Raw genomic sequence first — 16,707 nt, forward strand, 5'->3', positions numbered from 1 at the left:
GCGTGTGATACATTCCCCAACGTAGCGCGCGCTTCCAGCGTGCCGCCCCCTTTTTCCACTGACACGCAGGATGCGTGTCCTACTTTGAAGCCTTCCAGACCGACAACGGCTCCTTTTCGAACAACGTAACCCACGCTTCCAGCGTGGAAATTCCTCATGTCCATTCGCTCTACCGTAAAATCCATTCAAGACATCATGCGCCAGGACCATGGCGTGGATGGAGACGCGCAACGCATTTCCCAGCTTTGCTGGATGTTCTTCCTGAAAATTATCGACGATCAGGACCAGGAACTCGAGCTCCTCAACGACGACTACAAGTCACCGATCCCGCGCGCATTCCAATGGCGCAACTGGGCCGCCGATCCCGAAGGCATCACCGGCGAGGAATTGCTCGACTTCATCAACAACGACCTCTTTCCCGAGCTGAAAAGCCTCGTCGTCACCGGCTCCAATCGCCGCCGCGTCGTCCGCGACGTTTTTGAGGATGCCTACAATTACATGAAATCCGGCCAGTTGATGCGGCAGGTCATCAACAAAATTAACCAGGTCGATTTCAACAACCTCAGCGAACGCCAGCACTTCGGCGACATTTACGAGCAGATCCTCAACGACCTCCAGAGCGCCGGCAACGCGGGCGAATATTACACCCCCCGCGCCGTCACCGCCTTCATGGCCGAGCGCATCGACCCGAAACCCGGCGAAATCCTTCTCGATCCCGCCTGCGGCACCGGCGGCATGGTGACCTGCGCCATCCGCCACATGCGCGACCGCTACGTCAAGACGGCCAAAGACGAGGAGCGGATGCAGCAGCACCTCCGCGCCGTGGAGAAGAAGCAGCTCCCGCACATGCTCTGCGTCACGAACATGCTCCTCCACGGCATCGAAAACCCGAGCTTCGTCCGCCACGACAACACCCTCGCCCGCCCCTACATCAGCTACACCCAGTCCGACCGCGTGGACATCGTTCTGACCAATCCACCCTTCGGCGGACGCGAGGAGGACGGTATCGAAAGCAACTTCCCCCAGCACTTCCGCACCAAGGAAACCGCCGATCTATTCCTCGCCCTGATCGTGCGCCTCCTCCGTACCGGCGGACGCGCCGCCGTGGTCCTGCCCGACGGCTCCCTTTTCGGCGAAGGCGTGAAAACCCGCCTCAAGGAACACCTCCTGGAGGAATGCAACCTCCACACCATCGTCCGCCTGCCCAACTCCGTCTTCAAGCCCTACGCCTCCATCGGCACCAACCTCCTCTTTTTCGAAAAAGGAGAGCCGACCAAGGAAGTCTGGTATTACGAGCACCGCGTCCCGGAAGGCCAGAAAGCCTATTCGATGACCAAGCCGATCCGCCTCGAACACTTCGAGCCATGCGTCAAATGGTGGGGCGGGGCGAAACGGAAAGGCCGCAAGGAAACCGAAGTCGCCTGGCGCGTCGCCATCGACGACATCAAGGCCCGCAACTTCAACCTCGATTTCAAGAACCCGCACACCGAGGCCGAAGACCACGGTGATCCGGAAGAAATCCTGGCCAAGCTCCAGGAATCGGAAAACGAAGTCGCCCGCCTGCGCGACCAACTCCGCAGCCAGCTGGAGGAAGCCCTTCTAAAGTAAAAGTACCGCACGCTTCCAGCGTGCCCCTCTCCGCAATGAACAAGGCTCTCCTCTTCCAACATTTCGACTGCATCGCCGAGGCCCCCGACGCGATCCCGCGCCTCCGCCGCTTCATCCTCGAAGCCGAAAGAGTAACGCATGCTTCCAGCGTGCATCGAATCAATGTAGCTCACGCTTCCAGCGTGAAGATGCCCATCCGCAGGATGCGTGTGCTACGTGGCTCCCCGCCCAAAATAGCTTTGGAATGGGAAATATAAGCAAATGAGCGAGAGGCCCGTCACTTACTACGTCGACGAGGCGGGCGACGGCGTGTTGTTCGGCCGCAAGGGGCGCAACCGCCTGGAAGATCCCGGGGCGCAACGATTTTTTATGCTCGGGATGGTCAGCTGTGCGGATGATGAGCAGGTGGGGAACACGTTGGATCGACTGCGCACGGAGCTATTGGCCGATCCGCTTTACAGCGGCATCCCATCGATGGATGAAAAACAGGGAAAGACAGCGCGGGCCTTCCACGCCAAGGACGATCATTCCGAAATCCGGGCCAGGGTCTTTCAGGCGATCATTCAACTGGATTTTCAATTCTTCGCCGTCGTCAAAGACATGCGCCAGATTTTGGCCTACGTGAAAAGCCGAAACCAGATGGACCGGAACTACCGGTATCACCCGAACGAGCTCTACGATCTGACGACGAGGATGCTCTTCAAGCACCGCCTGCACAAGGCGCCTTCCTACAGAATTACCTTCGCTCGGCGCGGAAATTCTGACCGAACTGCGGCCCTCCGGCAGCAGCTGGAATTGACACGCGAACGATTCCTCCGCGAGCAGGAATCCCTTCAACCTGACGTGACGCTGGAGATCGTCCCCGAATATCCATGGAATGCCGCCTGTCTCCAAGTTGCCGACTACGCGCTTTGGGCGCTCCAGCGTTGTTACGAAAAAGGCGAAGCCCGGTTTCTACGTGCCATTTGGCCTAAAGTGTCGCTCATCCACGACGTGGATGATCCCGACGGGAAAAAATACGGAACCTACCTGACCCGGAAATCGGCAGTACCAGAACCACAAAAAATAAGAAACCGATGGATATAGGACCCGCTTGCCCAAGGGCATGGATCACACGGCATGGAGCCGATTTTCTTCCACCGGTATGGCAGGAAGGTCGGAGTGCCCCATGAAAATGTCAAGACATTCGCCCATCACTCAATGAACAAAGCTCTCCTCTTCCAACATTTCGACCGCATCGCCGAGGCCCCCGACGCGATCCCGCGTCTCCGCCGCTTCATCCTCGACCTCGCCGTCCGCGGCAAACTCGTCCCCACCGAAGCCGAGCTGGCCCACGCTTCGCAGCGTAGCTCGCGCATCTTGCGTGAGAATGCCTCCCCAAAGGTACCGCACGCTTCTAGCGTGCATGGCGTAAAGGGAAGCACGCAAGATGCGTGCGCTACTCTGGCCAAAGTATCGCACGCTTCCAGCGTGCACCCCGCCTCCTTCGAACCCGCCTCCGAACTCCTCAAACGCATCGAAGCCGAGAAAGCCCGGCTCGTGAAGGAGGGTAAAATCCGCAAACCAAAGCCACTCCCGCCGATCGATCCGGAAGAAGTGCCGTTTGAGATCCCGGAGGGATGGGAGTGGGTGAGACCGACGGAGATCGCTACATTGATCTCAGATTTGGGTCGAAAAGTGCCGACCAAAGATATCTTGGATAAAGGTCGCTTCCCTGTAGTAGATCAAGGGAAGGTCTTCATTCGTGGCTATACTAATGAGGAGGCAAGGGTTATCCGGGAGATTCCACTGGTATTGTTTGGAGACCATACACGGGAAGCGAAGCTCATTGATTTTGAATTCGTGGTAGGTGCGGATGGCGTCAAACTTCTGCGCCCGCTCTTGGTTAATCCACCGTTTTACTTTCTCCTAATGCAATGGGTGCCCTTGGAGAACCGAGGGTATGGTCGCCATTTTAAATTACTCAGAGAGGCGGTTACCCCCCTCCCACCCCTCGCCGAACAACACCGCATCGTCGCCAAGGTCGACGAGCTGATGGCGATCTGCGACGACCTGGAGCGGGCGAAGCAGGAACGGGAGGCGCGCAAAGACCGCTTTGTCGCGGCCACGCATCACCGGCTGAACAATCCCGAAGCGGCCAACGGCGACCCCGCCACCAACGGCGATGGCCGCCCCCACGCCCGTTTCTTCCTCCGCAAGGACACTTTCGAGCGCCTGACCACCCGCCCCCAGGACATCAAGCAACTCCGCCAGACCATCCTCAACCTCGCCGTCCGCGGGAAACTCGTCCCCCAGGACCCCAACGAAGAACCCGCCTCCGAACTCCTCAAACGCATCGAAGCCGAAAACGCTCGACTCGTGAAGGAGGGGAAGATCCGCAAACCGAAACCGTTGCCGCCGATCAAGACGGATGAGGTCCCGTTTGAGCTTCCAAAGGAATGGGAGTGGGTGAGACTCGGCGATTTGGCCAACGATATCCAATACGGCTACACCGCGTCCGCGAACCCGCACCTGAAGGACATCCGCCTGCTGAGGATCACCGATATCCAAGACAATCGGGTCGACTGGCCATCTGTTCCGGGCTGCGACATTCGTCCAGACGAGGTAGAGAACTATTTATTACAGGAGAACGACATCCTGATTGCCCGGACGGGCGGAACCATTGGCAAGAGCTTTCTTGTGAAGAATCTTGAGGTTCGATCGGTCTTTGCTTCTTACCTTATCCGAATTCAATCAACAGCTGTCATTCATGTCCCTTACCTCAAGAAGTTCCTCGAATCGTCATTCTATTGGGTTCAATTAGAGGAAGGCGCAAGAGGAGCTGGCCAACCGAATGTTAATGGAAAGACACTCGGCAAAATGCGGGTGGCTCTGCCTCCAGAGGCCGAGCAAAAACGAATCGTCGAGTCGGTTGCCAGCTTTTCAAAAACAATAGAAGCGTGGAGTTCTAGTCTTGAGCGGCAGCTACTCTGGGAAAGCGAAATTATGAATTGCGCCCTTCGGAAGGGAACCGAGGATTGAGGTGAAGGCTTTCGTCGAATCGGTTAATCAACGCTGCGGCGACGTGCTGCGGGATTTTGTCGTTGATTCGCCTGCGTTTTTCTTGGGTTCGGGTGTTTCGATGCACAATTATCCCAGTTGGATCGGGCTGCCGGGGCGTTTAAAAGCAATTTATGAGCTCAATGGCTGGGCTTGGAATTCATCCTGGGAAACGGACAAGCACACCCTTGCCCGATTTTCGCCCCAAGACCTCCAACGTCTTTTCCAATCGATCTGCGACGGAAACACCGATTCTTATTTCGAGGGCCTTTCTTCAATCTTCAACGAGATGCCAACGTCACACAGGGAGGCCCTATTCAAGATTATTAGGTTTAACCCCAAGCTAATTGTCACTCTTAACTTTGATTCCTCCATTCAGGCGGCCTACCACGCGTTGGGTCGTGGGAACGATTATACGCAACGGGCATTCCCGAAAGACCTTTATCTAAGTCAAGAGCGCAAGAATGCGACGGTGATTATGCACCTTCATGGGAAATGTCACAACGGATTAGTGAGGAATCCAGACTGGCTCGTATTGCATAAAAGTGGGTACGATTTGGCTTATCACGGTCACCTCAGACTCTTGCGAAGTGCTTTGAAAATGCTCTTCCTGGATCACGACGTTCTTTTTATCGGCTTGGGATTCAAAGAGCCTGAGATGGCTGATTTCTTACGTGATTTGATGGACCGCGTTAAAACGGGAGCCATTTGCAGGGGCCGTATTGCACTTCTTCACACGGAGGCAGACCGTGGCGCGAGAAACCTCGACGAACTCAAAAAAAAATATGATCAGGAACGTAGCGAGGATGACAGTTTATTTTCGCCGCTTGGCGTTCAGTGCCTCCGGTATTTTAAAAAGGATGAGAATTTTAGCGGCTTGGACCAGGTTCTAGCTAAAGCTTTTGGTGAAGCACCTTTACCAATTCCGGAGGATATTTCTTGGTGATGAAGACGTTTAAAGAGATTCTTGAGGAGATCTTGGCCATTGCGGGTATTGACGAACCCACTCCAGCCGACGCTTCGGTGGTTCGCAGCGTAATTTACTCTAATGAGGGCGATTTGTCCACGCGGGAGCGAGAACCATTAGAGGAGGGGTTTTGGAAGGCGGCGGCGTCGCCTAGTTGGCTCGATCATCTGTCCGCGGAGATTCACCAATGCCCTAGCGTTGTCATTTCGGAAAACGGCTTCACGGTGGCGCGTTGGTATCCCGAGCCTTACCTCCGAAGGATGCTCAAAAGTCGCCCACAAGATGTAATGAATGTACTCTTGGAGGTTCGCACCAATAACCCACGATATTATGAGGTATTATGTGAGCTTGTCGCTCGGGATTCCGGCCACGTGGATGAATGGGTAATCTCGAAGTTGGAGGAATATATTCAGTCTAGATACCGCTTTTCGGCGAGTGGCGTTGTGGAGGCCCTGAGTGCTTTGGTGGCGACTAAGCGCGTGGATCTCGCCTCTATTCTGGTAGAATCTTTGGTTTCGTTTGAGCCTGACCCGCAAGCGGAGGAAAAACTGTCTCGAAAACAGGATCAATCGGATGACGTGTTTGTCGTTCTCGAGCCCCGATCACGTTTCGACAGCTGGGAGTACCACGAAATTATGGAGAAGGGTGTTCGCCCTTTCGCGGAAATAGCTCCTTTAAGGTGCAGTCGAATTCTAGTTGCGGCATTAGCAGAGATGCTCCATCTCAAACATCCTCTTCGAGAGGCTGAAAGTAGCCGAATCGAGGATTGGTCAGAAGTATGGGCTCAGCGGGTTGATGGGAAGACGCGGCGCTATCCCGATGCGAAAGAGGAACTGGTCAACGCCACTACTTATGCGTGTGAGCAAGTCTTTACGGGAGAATCTGGAGAAATTGCCGAGCTGAATGAATGTCTTCGAGACCAGAAGTGGAAGGTCTTCGATCGGATTCGCCAACACCTCTACGCGTATTTCCCAACCGATCTTACGAAACCGTGGATTCGGTCGATGATCCTTGAGCATAACGTGTATGGCCGGAAGGAGTACGGTTACGAGTTTCATCGCATGGTAAGGGCGGCGAGCGAGCACTTTGGGGAAACCCTGCTGAACAGGGAGGAACGTGAAGCGATCTTTACCGCCATCTTGGAAGGGCCTTCAAAGGAGGACTTTCGGAAATTTGTGGGAAAGGATTTTTCTGAGGAGCTGTTTGAGAAGCGCAGAAGGTATTTCCATCTGAAGCATCTCTCACCCTTTCGAGTCCTGGTTTTTGGCAAGTATCAAACCTACGCTGACGAATTGGTGGCTGCGGAGGGTGGCTGGCCATCGGACGAGGAGTTCTTCTTTTTCAGGTCGAGTGACGTCAAAGAAGGACAGGAGAAGAGTCCCAAGGATCTCGAGGAACTTGAACGAATGGCGGACGAGGAGTTGCTGCGTTTTATCAATGATTGGGAAGACGTGCATCGGGATTCGGAGGAGTGGTGGATAGACATCAGCTTTGAGGGCTTGGGGCGCGATTTTCAGAAGATCTTTCGAGGGAAGATCGTTCCGGATTCGGAACGTTTGGCTTTTTGGCTTGGCAATGTTACTCGCATTGAACGGCCCTTCTATGTGCGGCGGATTTTGTTTGCCCTTACCGAGGTGGTGAAGGGGAAAGATTTTTCTCAATTGGAGGGCATTTTTGATTTGTGCGATTGGGTTCTATCCCATCCAGACGTGCCGAAGCCGGACGAGAAGATGAATGAGGTTTCACGAGTCCTCCCTTGTTGGCGGTCGTGCAGGAGAGCGGTGTGTGACTTTATAGGCACTTGCTTGGGCAAGGAGGTCGCCATTCCGATTGAATGGCGCGATAGGTGTGCGGCGATGCTCACACAGCTATGCACGGACTACGATCGACGCCTCGATGGAGATGAGCCTGTCTTCTTGAACCGCGAAGACCAACTGACCGAGGCGATCAATCAGACCCGTGGACGGGCTCTGGAAAACCTTGTCGACTTCGGTCGATGGGTTCGGCGGCACAAGGGAGAGAATGCGCCGGTTCCAGAGATTTTTGAGGTGCTCGATCAACGGTTCGAAACAGGTCCCTCCGTTACTCTCCCGGAGTATGCTTTGCTGGGACTTCAATTCGGTGGGTTATTCTGGCTCAATGCTGAGTGGGCGAAGATGAACAAGAGCAAGATCTTCCCCCAGGGCCGGGAGGCATGGATTGAAGCCTTCGGAAATTTTCTAAGATTCAATCAACCCTTTCGAGACATCTATCCGCTCATCGAACCCGAGTTCCGGTTTGCATTGCGAGACATCGAACCTTTGCGGACGGAAAAGCATCAGCGGAAAGAGATCCTCGACAGCATCGGCGAGCATCTTTTCAGCTACTACGTCTGGGGGATCATTCCATTGGAAGGAGAGGAGAGCCTTCTGGAACGGTTTTACTCGATGACAGGTCCGTATCCGGAGTATTGGGCTCGTTTGTTCGATCACGTGGGGCGGGTGCTGCGAAACAGCGGCTCAGAAGTGGATGCAGAAATCACCGGCCGAATCACAGCGTTTTTCGAGGAGCGACTCAGCGCTGGGAACAGGGAAGAACTGAGCGAATTCACCTTCTGGCTCGAAGCTGTATCTCTACCGGCCGAATGGCGCTTGACAGCACTTTCGCGCATCCTGGATTTGGCTCCTACCAAGGGAGTCGGCAAGTCGCTGCAGCTTGACGCTCTTAAGGGTCTTTTGATCGAACATCCGGATCTGGTTGTCGACTGTTTCGCAAAAATGACCGAAACGGGCAACGTCGAGGAGTATTTCTACTTTCAGTCGAAGAATGTAAAGCCGATCCTTCGAACGGGATTGTTGAGTGATAACCCAGAAACGAAGGCGGCTGCCGAACGAGCCCGGGAGAATCTTCTCAAAGCCGGTCGCTTCGAATTTCTTCATGTGGAGGAGGAAGATCCCGAGGAAAAAGAATAACCCAAAGAACCATGTCCGAAACCGTATTCAAAAAAGTAGACTACCCCCTTAAAGACCTTGTCGACTACGTCGGCCTTCCCGATATCCAGCGTCCGTTCGTCTGGAAGAACGCGAAGGTGCGCGACCTGTTCGACTCGATGTATCGCGGCTATCCGGTCGGATACCTCCTGCTCTGGCAGAATGCCCTGACGGAGGATTCCCGCACCATCGGGGATGAAAAGAAGCAGAAGGCACCGCGGCTTCTGATCGTGGACGGACAGCAGCGGCTGACCTCCCTTTATGCGGTCGTGAAGGATGGGAAGCACGCTGGAAGCGTGCGCTATGTTGGCCCGCTGCAAAGTGGCGGATGCACACTGGCGTCGCGCGTTCCTTTGGCGGATTCGTGGACGATGAAGACCACGAGGACCACCGCGTCCTGGTTGTGCAGGGCCACAAATCTGGAAAGCCCGTCTTCGTGAAAGACGGCGACAACAAACACTTCTACATCCGCACCGGCCCCTCGACCACGCAGCTCAGCCCGAGCCAAACCCAGGATTACATCCGGCAACGGTGGAGGTAAAGTAGCTCACGCTTCCAGCGCGAATGGTGGAAGCACGCTGGAAGCGTGCGATACATTTTTATCATGAATCTCAACAACCTTAACGTCAAAGAGTGGCTCGAGAATCTTCTGCTCGGAGCTGAGGTCATTGCTCTGCTGAAAGGCTTGGCCGCTCTTCGGCGGAAAAATGCCGTAGCCCTCGTCGGAGAACGCTTCTTGCAGGTCTTCATCGAGCATGGCGTTCCGCCAACGCAAATTCCTCGCTTGCTTCCGTCGATTAGTCTGAGCGCCTTGGCCTCGCCGGAGAGCCTGCTCGCGGCGTTAACCCCGAAAGTGCTGAACGAGACGACGGAGTTTTGGGGAATTAAGACTGAGTGGCTGGAGGGCGTCACCGACCAGGTTTATCTGCGGCATTTTTGTTACAAGAAGCCACGGACCTTTCTGGAGTTTCTGGAAAAGATCCCTCAGGAGCTCGCCTCCTTTCCGGTGCGTGCCTTCACCTGCGTTGAACACCTCGATTACACGGACGGCAGCGAGCAACCGATCGCATTGGTGATGGTGGAAGAGATCGAGGAGGCAAAGGACCTCGGTGACGTGGAGCCGATCGCTCGGTATCATATCTGGGGAGACGGCTGGGATTGGAGCCATCCGCCCTGCAGAATTCAGCTTAAGGCCATGGCTCGACTCGTGGATCGCGAGATCGTCCATCAGCCGGTGCCACTTTACCGCGTGAAGCGCCGAGACTTGATCGCGATTCGCGAAGGCCGAATGGTTCCGCACGGTTTATTCAATAGGTCCCCCCTGACGAACCCGTCCCTGGAAGACTACGCCTGCAGCGAGCGGGAACACGCACGCGCCAAAGAGACGAACGAGCTGCCGTTCGTGATTGAATACATCGAAAGCATCGTGCGACAAAATAACGACACACATGGCCTCGACCGATAAAGGATATTCTTCGAAGAAGGCGGAGGATTTGGTTAAGCAGATTGGCCAAGATCTCTCTTTTGTTTCCTTCAGAAAAGGGGGCTTCACTTTGACCTACGGGGAGACGGAAAAAGGGCGTTACTTTCGAATGTCAGTGGCTGCTCCGGGCGTTCCCATGATTGCCGGGCAGATCGGGGATGAACACAAGGCCGTTAAAGCATTCGAACTATTTCGGAAAAACGGGTTTTCTCCGCAACTCCGCTCCATGTTCAGGTGGCGGGATGGAGAGGTGCGCTTTCACAAGGAGCCTGGCCGTTCGAAGACGAGTCGCCCGAAGGCAACGAGGAAGCCGTCGAGATCGAGCCAATCGGAAGCTACCGATTTGGAGCTTTCAGACGTGAAGGCGGAACCCGCGACCGTCCTTGGACAGACTGAAGATCGTTTCGAACTTGTTGACGTTCCCGCCAAAGGTTCGAGTGGGCACTCCGGGGATTTTCCGCCGCCTTCGCTATTTTGGTGGGCAGTTGTGCCAGGGGCGATAGCTGGTTTTCTTGAGCTGAAAACGAGCCTATTTCTTCTGGTTTGCGGGGTAATAGCTCTTTTCTGGGGATGGCGAAACGCCGTGGCATTTGGCCACCGGAATGGTTTTACGCTTGAAGACTTGAAGCAGAAGAATGCAAGCAACGCATTCGTGGCGGCATTCGTAAACGGGATCGTTGTCGCCGGAATTTCTGCCCTTCTTTCGGGTCTTTTCCTCAGATGGTTAATGAGCTGAAAAGATTTGCGGCCCACCATACGGGCGGCGCACGAATCTGGAACTCGAAGCCCAGAAGGACGTGCCCGAATGCCGAATGGCGAAGTGCGAATGTCGAATTCGAAGGGCAAAAGGTTGCCGGATCGATCCCCTGCAAGGAGATTAGCGAAAATGAGCGGTTTGGCGTTTGCCTGCCTAATCTTCGTCTTTGTGCTCTTTGCGATCTTTGCGGTTAAGATTCTTTTGTGATCCGGCAAGTAGGGGCGTTTTCAATACATTTTCTTGAAAAAGTCATTGACGGGCTTGGAAATGTTGGCTGAATCAGGCTCACATTCTACCCTATGACCCCGATACCCGCACAAGCTGTTGATATCTATTTGCTTCGCGAACCGCGTTCTTGCGCAAAACCTCCGTTTGCCTCCGGCAAGGAACGAAAGCACGTCAGGGTGTGGCGCTGCCGGGAAGGTCAGGATCTTACCGAAATGAGCCCGTGCCGGACCGAGCTTCATCCTGATGGGCCCGAGCTTCACCGAGCCGTGTCCCAAGGCCGCCCAGGCGGGGACCAACCTCGTCAAGAAGTGTATCAACTTCATCAAGGCGTGTCCCGCGGTCATCCAGACGGGTACCTGTCTCATCAAGACGTGTCCCAACCCCATCAAGACGGATACCAAGGTCATCAAGGCGGGTATCAACCTCATCGAGAGGTGTATCCACGTCTTCAACATCTGTCCCATCCTCATCAAGGAGTATCCCGGGAAGATCGTGGCGGGACGCGGGTCCGTTCGGGCATCTCGGAGGGGGTGGGTCGGTGGATTGTTCCGGCGCGGTCAGTAACTCTTAACGATGGTTGAATCGACCATCTCAAAGCAAAAAACCAAAACCAAAGGAATGAAATGGCTATCGTAGGCCAAAAGATAAACGACCGCCTGATGAGCGCGTTCAAGGCGATCGACAATACCCTGAAAACCCTGGATATCCTCGATGGCGTCACGCCTTACGGATATGGTCCGGACCACATGGAGGTCGGTCTGGCTCTCTACGAGTCGGCCCGGTCGGCGGTCACCGCCAACCAGGCGGCGGACGGCGCCCAGGGGCGGGCGAGCGCCAGGGCCAAGACGACCCAGAAAGAGGCGATCGATGCCTACCAGGCCTTGGCGAAGGTGGCCCGCGCTATCTACCGCAAGAATCCGGAAATGTTGATCGCTCTCGGGCTCAACCAGAAGAGACCCCGTGCCATCAGCGACTTCATTGCGGTGGCGATTGCGCTTTTCGATAACGCCCCGTTGAAGGAAAAGCTGGCGACTCGCGGGTACGACGAGGCGAAAATTCAGCAGGAACGGGCGAAGATCATCGCGTATCAGCAGGCAAACCATGAGCACACCATCGCCATGGGAGCCGCCGCACGGGCTACCAAGCATCAAGAGGCCGCCCTGGACGCCATGACCGATTGGACCGCCGAGTACCTGCACATCGCGCGCGTCGCGCTGAGAAAGGATCCGAAGCTTCTCACGAAGCTGGGCCTTCTGGTCCGCTCCGGCAAGACCGCCGCCCAGCGGCAGGGACCAAAGAAAGCCGCCGCCACCCGCGCCGCGAACAAGGCCGCCAAAGCAGAACCGGAGCCGGCGCTGGTGTAATCTCCGGAGGTCCATGGTATTCTCGATTTGAACCGACCGGGCCGGCACCTTCGCCGGTCCGGTTTTTTATTTTTACTCATGGGCGAACGAACAGGGTGAACAACATGGATGAAAATGGCCCACTGGGAGGGATGGCATCCTGCCGTCCGCCGTTTGCGTCGGCTCCGGCGTGAACGGCGGATTTGGTCGCCTGGAAGGCAACCCTTCGAATTGGCCCGGCAATTGGCATGGGCCCCCGCAGTGCTGATACGCCAACGGCGTTTCGCCCTCCAGCCCAGGGTTGCCGCGCGGAGCGGGGCTACCTTGGGTCTTGATCCCATAGATCGATCTACCCTGAAAGGGTTGTGCCCGGGACTACGCGCGATGGTAGAATGAACGCGGGCGGAACCGCGTTGCGGTTCGTGGCATCGGGTATCGGTCCCCAGGGTAGGCCTCGTTTCACGCGGCACAACCCTGGGCTGGAGGACGAAAGCCCGTTGGGCTATATGGAACTCTGGTTCCGGCGGGAGAATCTTTTTCGGATGAAACTTTCGTGTCGCCGGGAGGGATGGCATCCCGCCATCCGCCGTCTGCGTCGGCTCCGGCGTGATCGGGCGGATTTGGTCGCCTGGAAGGCAACCCTCCGATTTGGCCCGCAGTAGTGGGGTTGGCTTTGCCGCCCCAGCGTTTGGTGTCCGAAATGCGGGAGCCAGCCGAACCCATCGGCGACGCGTGACATCGAATTTTCGGCCCTTCGGCTTCGGCCGCTGTTGTCGGGCGGCGGAGCCAACCCGACTACGGGAATGACGTTGGTTGGAAGCCAACTGGGAGGGATGGCATCCTGCCGTCCGCCGTTTGCGTCGGTTTCAGAAGAAGGTCGCCTGGGAAGGCAACCCTCCCAGTGCCCTCGGAATGTTAATTACCCGGTGGAGAGGATGGTTGACGACGGATGGTCTGGCGCGGCGAGGGTGCAACCGGGAAGAAAAGGCTTAACCGCAAAGGCCGCGAAGAGCGTAAAGGAAAGAATAGAGGTACTCCTCGTTTGGTCACTTCTCTTGACTCGACCGGATCGGGTTGGGAGGCTTCGGGGCTTTACCGAGATGAATGAAGTGGGGCGATCTGAGAGGTTGATCTATTTGTTGGATGTGGAGGAGAACCGGCACCTTCGGTGCGAGTTTCTGCTGACGCGACTTTTGAATTGGAAGGCGTTTCAACCGGCTCCGATCCTGCGGTTGCAGGAGATCATGCAGGGGAAATACCGCGACTATTTGCGGGAGGTCGATCGGGGGATCGTGATGCGGTTGCTCTACTGGGAAAGCAAGCAGGGGCCGTTCGCGCGGGTGGCGGGGGCTGAGGCGTATGCGCTGTTGCGGGATATGGTCGCGACGGGTCGGGCTTTCTTGCAGAACGGGAACCAACTGGCGTTGAAGTGGGGCGCCGAACGACCGGGAAAACCGGGTTGGTCGGCCGACGGGGAACGGTGGCGACCGGAGTTTTCGGTCGAGCCGAACACCGTCGCGGTGGTGGCGGCGGAGCCTCCGTGCTATCTGTGCCGGACCGGAAATGTCGCCGGGGAAATTCGGTCGGAATTGTCGCCGGGATTGGCCGCGGGCTGGCTCGGATCCGCCGCGATGACCGAGGAGCAGGCGCGGGCGTTTTGCCTCCGGTTGTTGAACCGGTTTCCGTCGGAAAAAGTGCCGTTGCCGGGAGACGAGGAGGGCGACGCGGAAGAACGGATCCGTCCGACGACGTTGATCCGGGTGCTTCGGTCCGATTCGGACCAACCGGTCAGTCAGGGGCAAGCCTACCGGTTGCGGGATCTCGCGCTGGTGGAACTCCGTTTCGGATATGGTCCGAGAAAGATCGAGTGGAATTCGGAGGCGGAGACGATTTCGTTCGAAGAAGAAGGAAAGGTGCGGCGATGCGTCCGCGACAAGGAGTATGAACGGGCGGCGTTGGATCGGTTGGAAGGGTTCGGCTTCGCGCCGGTGACGGCGGCGGCCGACGGGTTTTTCCAATTCGACGCCTCCCGGTTTCAATTGGCCGAAGAAAGCTCCGTTTCATGGGATGAGATTTTGAATACGGAGTTCCCCCGATGTCGGCGGGAGTTGAATTGGAAGGTCGAGTTCGACCGGAGCTTTACGTTGATCGGGTCGTCGCGGACGGAATGGTACGAGCGGGCGACGCAGCGGGGAGGATCGTGGTTCGAGTTCGAGGCGGGACTGGTTTACGGGAAGAAGCGGTTCTCGGTGGTCAACGTCCTCTGCGCGCTGTTGCGGAATAACCGTCACCTGGGCGAAGCCGAGTTGCTGGAGCAGTGCCGCCGTTCCTCTTACACGGTGCCGGTGGACGGAGGGAAATACCTCCTGTTGCCGGGCGAGCGCCTGGCCGGTCTGCTGCGGTTGTTGCTGGAGCAAGGCGTGGCCGCGGAAGGAAACGGAGAGATGCGGATCGGGGCGTGGGCCGCGGCCGCGTTGGCCGAGGAGGGGGTGGCGGAAGTCGAGGAAAACGAACTGGTGAAACGGCTGCGGCGGTTGCGGAAAGAACGGCCGGACGGATTGGAGTTGGCGCCGTTGACCGATCTGCCGGAGTTGCCGGTGGTTCCCCGGGAGTATCAATTGCAGGGATTGGCGTGGCTCGATTTCCTGCGGACTTATGGCTTCGGCGGAGTGTTGGCCGACGACATGGGGTTGGGGAAAACCATGCAAGTGCTCGTCCATCTGTTGCGGGAAAAGGAAGCGGGGCGTTTGAGCGGACCATGCCTGATCGTCGCTCCGACCAGCGTGATCGATTCGTGGGAAAACGAAGCGACGCGGTTCACCCCGGGATTGCGGATGTTGCGTTACCATGGGGCGCGGCGGGAGATTCCGGAAGAGGGGTTCGGGGCGTGCGATCTGGTGATCACCTCCTACGATCTTGTCCGGATCGACGCGGAACGGATCAACGGGACGGAATGGGAAGTCGTCGTCCTGGACGAAGCGCAACGTATCAAAAATCCGGATGCGGAAACGACGCGGGCGCTCTGTCAGGTCCCGGCGAAGCGGCGGCTCTGTTTGACCGGCACTCCGCTGGAGAACCATCTCGGCGAGCTCTGGTCGTTGTTCCACTTTTTGATGCCCGGTTTTCTGGGAGACCGGAAAGCGTTCGCGGAGGATTTCCGCAAGCCGGTGGAAGGGTCCGATCCGGAGGCGGCCCGGGCGGCGGCGGAGGTTTTGTCGATGCGGTTGCGCCCGTTTGTGTTGCGGCGGAAGAAAGAGGAAGTGGCGAAGGAGTTGCCGCCTCGGACCGAGGTGACCCGGAAGATATTCCTGGGAGCGCGTCAGGCGGAATTGTATGAATCGGTGCGACTTCGACTCCACCGGGAGTTGAGCGCGGAATTGGAGCAACGCGGGCTGACGGCGTCGCAGATCAAGATTTTCGACGCGCTCACCAAGTTGCGGCAGATCTGCTGCGATCCGCGATTGCATCGGGAAATGGGCGCGGACTTCGGAACGGAGGATTCGGCGAAACTCGCCTGGTTGATGGAGACGTTGGAGACGCTGTTGGAGGAAGGACGGACGGTATTGATTTTCTCGCAATTCGTCCGGATGTTGAAACTGATTGGCGCGGAGTTGGACCAACGGGGTTGGGGTTATCTCGAATTGACCGGGGAGACGACCGACCGGGGACGTTTGGTCGAGCGGTTTCAAGCGGGGGAAGCCCGGATCTTTCTGTTGAGTCTGAAAGCCGGCGGAGCTGGCTTGAACCTGACCGCAGCCGACACGGTGATCCAATACGATCCGTGGTGGAATCCGGCGGTGGAGCGGCAGGCGGCCGACCGGGTGTATCGAATCGGTCAGGACAAGCCGGTGTTTCATTACCGGCTGATCGCCCGGGACACGGTAGAGGAAAAGATTCTCGGCTTGCAGGAAAAGAAGCAGGCGATGATCGACGGATTGCTCGACGGAATCCCATCCGGCGGCGCGCTCCTCGACCGCGAGACCTTCGAGGCGTTATTGGGCGGATAGCCGCTCGGCTGGAAGGGGAGAGTTTAACCGCAAAGATCACGAAGATCGCAAAGGAATTTATCCTAAACTCGGCAGTTGGATTAGCCGCAAAAAAGCGCAAAATACGCAAAACCATGGGATAGCTACCAGTCAGCCGTTCGGTGATTCGGCTCTTTCGTTTAAGTTCCTGCCTTTGCGCCTTTTGTGCTTTCTCGCGGCTAAATAGAGGGTATCCGAAAAGTTTTTCGGTCGATCCCTGGCTGTAGCACCGGGGAAGACAACACACCCCACCATGCTTGCGCATGGTCCCCCCTCTCAAGAGGGGAA

General features: G+C 56.7%; 11 protein-coding genes and 1 pseudogene. 11 read left to right on the plus strand and 1 reads right to left on the minus strand.

Annotated features, from left to right (window positions below; genetic code table 11):
* The first annotated feature begins 156 nt into the window (after nt 1-156).
* Nucleotides 157-1,608 carry a type I restriction-modification system subunit M gene (locus ACWUI2_RS05610; RefSeq protein ID WP_486981879.1) on the plus strand — a complete coding sequence of 484 codons (1,452 nt, stop codon included), beginning with the start codon at nt 157-159 and terminating at the stop codon, nt 1,606-1,608.
* Nucleotides 1,609-1,869: 261 nt separating this feature from the next.
* Complete coding sequence (locus ACWUI2_RS05615; protein WP_486981880.1) at nt 1,870-2,694, plus strand: DUF3800 domain-containing protein; 825 nt, start codon at nt 1,870-1,872, stop codon at nt 2,692-2,694.
* 111 nt (nt 2,695-2,805) lie between these two features.
* On the opposite strand, the gene ACWUI2_RS05620 is transcribed toward ACWUI2_RS05615, so the two are convergent.
* Nucleotides 2,806-2,943, minus strand: a complete 138-nt coding sequence (locus tag ACWUI2_RS05620; RefSeq protein WP_486981881.1) for a hypothetical protein — start codon at nt 2,941-2,943, stop codon at nt 2,806-2,808.
* A 24-nt stretch (nt 2,944-2,967) separates the two neighbouring features.
* Here ACWUI2_RS05620 and ACWUI2_RS05625 point away from each other — a divergent pair, with 24 nt between their 5' ends.
* The 9 genes and pseudogenes from ACWUI2_RS05625 (at nt 2,968) to ACWUI2_RS05665 (ending at nt 16,401) form a co-directional block, all read left to right on the plus strand.
* Complete coding sequence (locus tag ACWUI2_RS05625) at nt 2,968-4,629, plus strand: restriction endonuclease subunit S (RefSeq protein WP_486981882.1); 1,662 nt, start codon at nt 2,968-2,970, stop codon at nt 4,627-4,629.
* Nucleotide 4,630: 1 nt separating this feature from the next.
* Nucleotides 4,631-5,593 carry an SIR2 family protein gene (locus ACWUI2_RS05630; RefSeq protein ID WP_486981883.1) on the plus strand — a complete coding sequence of 321 codons (963 nt, stop codon included), beginning with the start codon at nt 4,631-4,633 and terminating at the stop codon, nt 5,591-5,593.
* Entirely contained in the window at nt 5,593-8,565 is a 2,973-nt protein-coding gene (locus ACWUI2_RS05635; protein ID WP_486981884.1) for a hypothetical protein, read from the plus strand. Before ACWUI2_RS05630 ends, ACWUI2_RS05635 begins: the two co-directional genes overlap by 1 nt.
* Before the next feature lie 11 nt (nt 8,566-8,576).
* Nucleotides 8,577-8,858, plus strand: a pseudogene (locus ACWUI2_RS05640) (DUF262 domain-containing protein); the annotation flags it as partial.
* A 329-nt stretch (nt 8,859-9,187) separates the two neighbouring features.
* Nucleotides 9,188-10,048: a hypothetical protein gene (locus ACWUI2_RS05645; protein ID WP_486981885.1), complete on the plus strand. Its 861-nt coding sequence runs from the start codon at nt 9,188-9,190 to the stop codon at nt 10,046-10,048.
* Nucleotides 10,032-10,802 (plus strand): hypothetical protein, encoded by a 771-nt coding sequence (locus ACWUI2_RS05650; RefSeq protein WP_486981886.1) that lies wholly within the window; start codon nt 10,032-10,034, stop codon nt 10,800-10,802. The genes ACWUI2_RS05645 and ACWUI2_RS05650 overlap by 17 nt, the downstream gene beginning before the upstream one ends.
* Before the next feature lie 492 nt (nt 10,803-11,294).
* Nucleotides 11,295-11,615 (plus strand): hypothetical protein, encoded by a 321-nt coding sequence (locus tag ACWUI2_RS05655; protein ID WP_486981887.1) that lies wholly within the window; start codon nt 11,295-11,297, stop codon nt 11,613-11,615.
* Between the two features lie 59 nt (nt 11,616-11,674).
* The gene (locus ACWUI2_RS05660) at nt 11,675-12,415 is read left to right on the plus strand and encodes a PQLLE family protein (protein ID WP_486981888.1); all 741 of its coding nucleotides are present in this window, start codon (nt 11,675-11,677) and stop codon (nt 12,413-12,415) included.
* Between the two features lie 1,079 nt (nt 12,416-13,494).
* Nucleotides 13,495-16,401, plus strand: a complete 2,907-nt coding sequence (locus tag ACWUI2_RS05665) for a DEAD/DEAH box helicase (RefSeq protein ID WP_486981889.1) — start codon at nt 13,495-13,497, stop codon at nt 16,399-16,401.
* Nucleotides 16,402-16,707 lie beyond the last annotated feature (306 nt).

The sequence above is a fragment of the Verruconatronum alginivorum genome, assembly GCF_056590205.1.